Raw genomic sequence first — 6,050 nt, forward strand, 5'->3', positions numbered from 1 at the left:
ATGCCGATACAAATTTGGGGTGTGGGGTGCGTCCGGCGACAGGGATTAGTTGGGTATTCGATCGCGTCGAAACCGCAATTATCCTCGAAGATGATTGCATTCCCCATCCCGATTTTTTTCGATTTTGCGATGAATTATTAACCCGCTATCGCGATGACGATCGGGTCATGCACATTTCTGGTAACAATTTTTGGGCGAGTAAATATCAGCATGAAGATAGTTATCTGTTTTCTCGTTATACGCTTTCTTGGGGTTGGGCGACGTGGCGACGGGCATGGCAACATTATGACTACGACATGCAAATCTGGTCGCAAATGGCACCCGATCGCCAGCATCAGTTACTCCAAGATTTATTAGGTAACGAACATGCCGTGAAAACTTGGGCGCGAATTTTTCATGATGTCAGCTCCCGAGATTTAGGTTGTTGGGATTACCAGTGGACGCTGGCTTGCTGGCTTCAAGGTGGCTTAGGAATCGTGCCGCAGGTAAATTTGGTGACAAATATTGGCTTCGATGCCGATGCGACACATACGCGATCGGCAGACACAAATTCGGCAGATTGTCCCCAATTAAGTATCCCCGCCACAGCCATAAATTTTCCACTCCAACATCCCGAATTAGTAGCCCGTAATTTACAGATCGATCGACTCATTCAAGATATTTGTTTTGATTATTTTCCCAAATTTTTCAAACGGATTCAATTAAAACTCAAGCAGCTAACTAGGTCAGCATAATTATTTTAATTGAGAATTGAGAATTGAGAATTGATAATTGATAATTGGTTCGTTAGGATGGGGATTTAAAAATGACCATAACAACAATCCACCGTCAATGGTGGGGGATTTAAACCCCTACATCTCGTTAAACAATAGAATCATCTCAAGAAACCCTAATAGTAGGCTACAAGGTATCTATTCCCTATCCCCTATTCCCTATCCCCTATCCCCTATCCCCTATCATGTTATTTCATGGTCTTTACATTTTAGCTACCGACCCGTTGATAGTTTCGACCATTAGTGGATATCCCTTCAGTACAAAATTGGCACTCAGGGGCAAGATTCTGGGTAACTTCGCTGAAGACATTACCTTACCACCTTCATTTCATCCTCAGTATGTTTTAGAACATGTTGCGGGCTGGAGTGTACCAATTCATCGGATGGCAAAATTTACAGCCAGACAAGTTTCCCATCAACTAGAGCAGCAAGAGCACCATTTAATGGTTAATGCTCAAGATGAGGATCGGGTGCGAAAGATGATGCTGATTCGAGGTGCTCACTTCAATCACAATCTCTACATCAACGAGCATCTCTACAAACCCCTCGCAGAACCGAAGATTTATGATGCTATTTATACCGCTCAGTTGGCAGCATTCAAGCGGTTGGCTCTGGCCAAACAAGTCGATCCACTGATGGTGGTATCCTACGGTGGCGATTTGCACGCCTACTGTCCCGAACTTCACCATGCGGATTTTAATCGCGAATTTTTGCCGCGTCCAGAATTGGCGCGGAAATACAACCAAGCTTACGCGGGTTTGTGTCTATCCGCCCAAGAAGGCGCGATGCTGGCATCGTGTGAATACTTACTGTGTGGCATCCCCGTTGTCAGTACGCCTAGTAAAGGCGGTCGCGACCAGTTTTTTAGCCCGCATAACTCGATTATCGTGCCTCCCGACCCCGATCGAGTGGCTCAAGCCGTCGAGCAGTGGAAAGCAGCCCCCCCAGATCCGACGGAGATCAGGCAAGAAGTACTCGGTAAAATTAATGCTCTGCGCCTAGCATACTGCACTTATATCGCCAAACTGATCGATCGCGGCGGTGGCGGGAGCAAACAGCCAGCAGCGCTGATGGAGCAATATTTTAACAATCCCGAGGGCATCGCCACCCGATTTGTCAAATTTGCCGATCTGCAACATGTCGATCTCGAAAAATTTTCGATCTAAATAAACATGAAAATTTTAATGCTGAGCACTGGCGAAAGAGACGGTGCGGGGCGGGCGGCTTGTCGGTTGCATGAGGGACTTGGGCAGATGGGTTTAGATGCTCAGATTTCGATCCAGCAAAAACAAAGTAACGATCCGAGGATTACAGGGCCACAAACCGCTCTGGACAAAACGATCGCCAAACTCAATCTCAGTTATCGCCTGGATTCATTACCGCTAAATCTGTACCATCGTCCCAATCGTGCGCCGTTTTCGCTCCAATGGCTCCCTGGTAGCACGCTCCAGCGGACGATCGCCTTCGACCCCGATATTATCAATTTACAGTGGATTTGTCAGGGCTATGTGTCGATCGAGGCGATTGGTAAAATCAAACAGCCGCTGGTACTGACCCTACACGATATGTGGGCATTTACGGGCGGTTGTCACTATAATCAGACTTGCGATCGCTATCAAGTTGCCTGTGGTGCTTGTCCGCAACTAAATAGCGATCGCGAATCCGATCTATCGCGCTGGGTGTGGCAACGCAAAGCGAAAGCATTGCAGCAAACCAATCCCACGGTTGTCGTCTTGAGTAAGTGGCTGGCAAAATGTGCCGCATCTAGCTCGTTATTAAAGCACCACCGGGTCGAGCTAATCCCCAATGGACTCAATCTGACTAAATATAAACCGATCGATAAGTTATTAGCACGACAGATCCTCAATCTCCCGCTCGACAAGCAGCTAATCCTCTTCGGAGCCACATTAGGCACGATCGATCCGCGCAAAGGATTTCAGCTCCTAGAGCCAGCCTTAAAAAAATTAAGCAGCTCGGGATGGACAGATCGGCTAGAGGCGGTCATTTTTGGCCCAGCGTTGTTGGACGCGGAAATTTGTGGCTTTAAATATCATGCCTTGGGCACTCTCACTGACGATATCTCGATCGCGATTTTATACGCAGCGGCGGATGTGCTAGTGGCACCCTCGATTCAAGACAATTTACCCAATGTCGTCCTGGAAGCACTAGCTTGTGGCACCCCCTGTGTCGCCTTCGATGTCGGTGGTTTACCCGATCTGATCGAACACCAAAAAAATGGCTATCTAGCCCAACCTTTTGATATCGAGGATCTAGCGACAGGCATTGCCTGGGTACTGGACAACCCCTCCCGACATCAAAATTTGCGTAATTACGCCCGCGAGAAAGCCGAACGCGAATTCTCGATCGAGTTACAAGCAAAGCGTTATGCCACTCTATTCAGCGAACTAGTATCGGCACCCAAGCAGATATAGAACCTATACCTCTTACCTTTTACCCATTACCTCTTACCCATTACCTCTTACCTTTTACCTTTTACCTAATTAAGCGATCGCATTTTTGCCCGATCGATCGCCGATTGATAAATGTGAAGTAATTGCTGATAGTTCGCTTGGGGAGTATAGCAATTTTGATAAATTTCATACGCAGCAGCCCCCATCTTTTGCATAGACTGGAGATGTGCGATCGCCCATTGGATTTTGCTGGCTAAATCTGTGGCGTTGCTAGATTCAAAGTGCAAACCCGTAACCCCATCGCGGACGATTTCGCTCATCGAACCCAGCCGCGAGGCAATTACAGGCAGTTTACAGGCATATGCTTCGGCGATCGTCAAGGGGAAACCTTCATACCAGATCGACGGAAAGACGAGAAACTGGGCGCGTTGCATCAGTTGAATTACCACCGTTGGATCTTGCTGTCCCAAGAATGTCACCTGCGCTAATCCGGCGGCTTTGGCTGCTAATGTCGCCCTCAATGGGCCATCGCCGATAATTTTGAGGGGGATCGTCAGTTGATGTTGTAAATAGGCGTCGAGCAAAATTTCGACGCCTTTTTCTTCAGATAATCGACCCACAAATAACGCAAAATCACCTCGCTGTGAGTCTGGCGGAAATTCATTCCCAAAGACAAAATTTGGTTTGACAAAAAAACGTTCTGCGGGTAGACCCGCTCGCACGAACACCTGCTTTTGAAAATCACTCAAAGCAATATAGGCATCGACTCGCTTGTGCCAAGTGCCTTGCCAATGATGCAGACCCAGCATCGCAGCGACAGAAGCGCTTTGGATATGGGAATTGCGATAACAACCATGTAAAACGCCCGACCACGGTACGACTCGATCGAAACAATCCTCACAGATCTGTCCATTCCGAAACGGCATCGCTTTGGGGCACAGGAGGCGGTAGTTGTGCAATGTTTGCACTACCGGGACTTCTGCATCCAGACAAGCATCATAAACCGATGGGGACAAGAGGGGGAAAAAGTTATGAACGTGGACGAGATCTGGCTCTAGCTGGGCGATCGCGTCGCTGACTTGGTGTTTGGCAGAAAGTGAGTAAAGGCCATTAATCGCCGTGCTCAGCTTCCCCCAGATGCCGACAATTCGATCGTTGTTTGCCTCTAATACTGTCACTTTATGACCGCGCTGTTCTAGGAGGGCATACTCCGCCTTCACTACTCCTTCTTCGCCACCGATAATTTTGTAACGATTATGCAGAATCAAAATTTTCATGATGATGTATGTGCAACTAGGAGGACAGAATCTTCATTCGCAGCGGGTTTAGGGTTTAGGCTTGAGGTTTTAGGCTTTAGGCTTTTGGGAAAACTACAGCGGAGTTTTCCCTAAAGCCTAAAGCCTGACTGTTCGCGCCCTAAGCTAGTGCTGGTGGGGATGCCAATACTCGATCGACGACCATCTGAAAATTGTCCACAGCGACTGCGGGTGTATATTGTGCGGTCATCCGGCGGGCGTTTGCGCCCATCGTCGCGAGCAACTGCGGCTGCTGAAGTACGCGTGTCATGAGGGCGGCTAATGCGGCGGGGTGATGGGGGTCGAATAATTCACCGTTTTCACCAGGGACGATGAGTTCTGCCGCACCCGCCCATTTGGAGCACAATACGGGCTGCCCGAAAGCCATTGCTTCGAGTACCACCATCCCCCACACATCTTCTAATGTGGGGAAAATCAGGGCATCTGCCGATTGAAAATAGGTACCTAATTGCTCGTAAGGCACCCACCCAATCCAAGTCACAACGTCGTCTAAATTCTCAGCAGTAGCTAACTGGGCGAGTTCCGCGCGTTCGGAACCATCCCCGACGACTAGTAGTCGATAATGATGTTGGGACGATCGATCGAGCAGGGCGCAAGCTTGGAGCAGTTGCCGCAGTCCCTTGCGGGGAATCAGTTCGCCGACAAATAAGAAGGTGACGCTCTGCTGGGCATCAGTGCCAGCGCCCGTTACCGCTGGCGCAGCTATCTGGTGAGTAGGTACCAAAGCAGTGACATCGGGTACCAAATAAGTACTCCCAAACACCTTCGCTGGGGGCGCGTGCAAAACATCGATCAGATAATCCTTGGCGGCACCACTATTGGCACAAAACCCATCCGCCATCCGTGCCAGCAATCGCCTCAATAGCAATCGCGCCCAAGAATTGCGAAAATCAATACTCGGCGAACTGCCATCGTATAAAATTGCCACCCGCCACCCCGCCACTGGTTTCAAACCCAGCGCCAGGATCGTCCAAATTGAAAATCCACTGGTAAAAATAATCTGCGGTCGAAACTTCCATAAAGGTAAGACAATTTTGAGCGAAGCATTGGCAACGCGAGCGCTATAATCTTGCCCGAACTGGGTATTGCCGACAACTTCGACGGCAAAGGTATCTTCCAAACCTGGTGTAAATCCCGACCACAGTCCCGCATAAACGATCGTCTCGAACCGTTGGCTAAAATCTCGAAAAATTGGCTGCCAATAGTTACCCTTGCGGAGAGACGGAAAGAGCCATGCGGCACGAATATCTGTTGCGTAATTCATCATTCTATCTCCGATGGGGAAACTCAAATTCTCGAACGCTGAGATCGGACTTATTGATGATGTCGATCGATTGGGCGAACAAAAATTCTCCAAATGCGATCGAATTGTAGATGTTTCAATCTAGATCGCTTATGCTCGTGCATATTGCAATCGATGATGATTTTTCTCAGTGCAACTATTTTTTATACCTTCATCTAGGTATGTCAATTATTTATCGACGATCGAATAAACAGAGTTAGTTCGATCGAGTGATTTAAAACTTCAAAATCAAGATAAATTGTATAAA

At 48.2% G+C, this 6,050-nt stretch carries 5 protein-coding genes; 3 read left to right on the plus strand and 2 right to left on the minus strand.

What is annotated here, in order from left to right:
* The 3 genes from RMO35_RS13185 to RMO35_RS13195 form a co-directional block, all read left to right on the plus strand.
* Window positions 1-734: glycosyltransferase family 2 protein (locus RMO35_RS13185; RefSeq protein ID WP_309741754.1), on the plus strand; the 734-nt coding region annotated here is incomplete at its 5' end.
* A gap of 263 nt (window positions 735-997) precedes the next feature.
* Complete coding sequence (locus RMO35_RS13190; protein ID WP_309741755.1) at window positions 998-1,939, plus strand: glycosyltransferase; 942 nt, start codon at window positions 998-1,000, stop codon at window positions 1,937-1,939.
* A 6-nt stretch (window positions 1,940-1,945) separates the two neighbouring features.
* Entirely contained in the window at window positions 1,946-3,205 is a 1,260-nt protein-coding gene (locus RMO35_RS13195; protein WP_309741756.1) for a glycosyltransferase family 4 protein, read from the plus strand.
* A 65-nt stretch (window positions 3,206-3,270) separates the two neighbouring features.
* On the opposite strand, the gene RMO35_RS13200 is transcribed toward RMO35_RS13195, so the two are convergent.
* A complete protein-coding gene (locus tag RMO35_RS13200; RefSeq protein ID WP_309741757.1) occupies window positions 3,271-4,461 on the minus strand; it encodes a glycosyltransferase family 4 protein in 1,191 nt (396 codons plus the stop codon).
* Between the two features lie 139 nt (window positions 4,462-4,600).
* On the minus strand, window positions 4,601-5,767 hold the full coding sequence (locus RMO35_RS13205) for a glycosyltransferase family 4 protein (protein ID WP_309741758.1): 1,167 nt from the start codon (window positions 5,765-5,767) through the stop codon (window positions 4,601-4,603).
* Window positions 5,768-6,050: the final 283 nt, after the last annotated feature.

The organism is Chamaesiphon sp. OTE_20_metabat_361 (assembly GCF_031364565.1).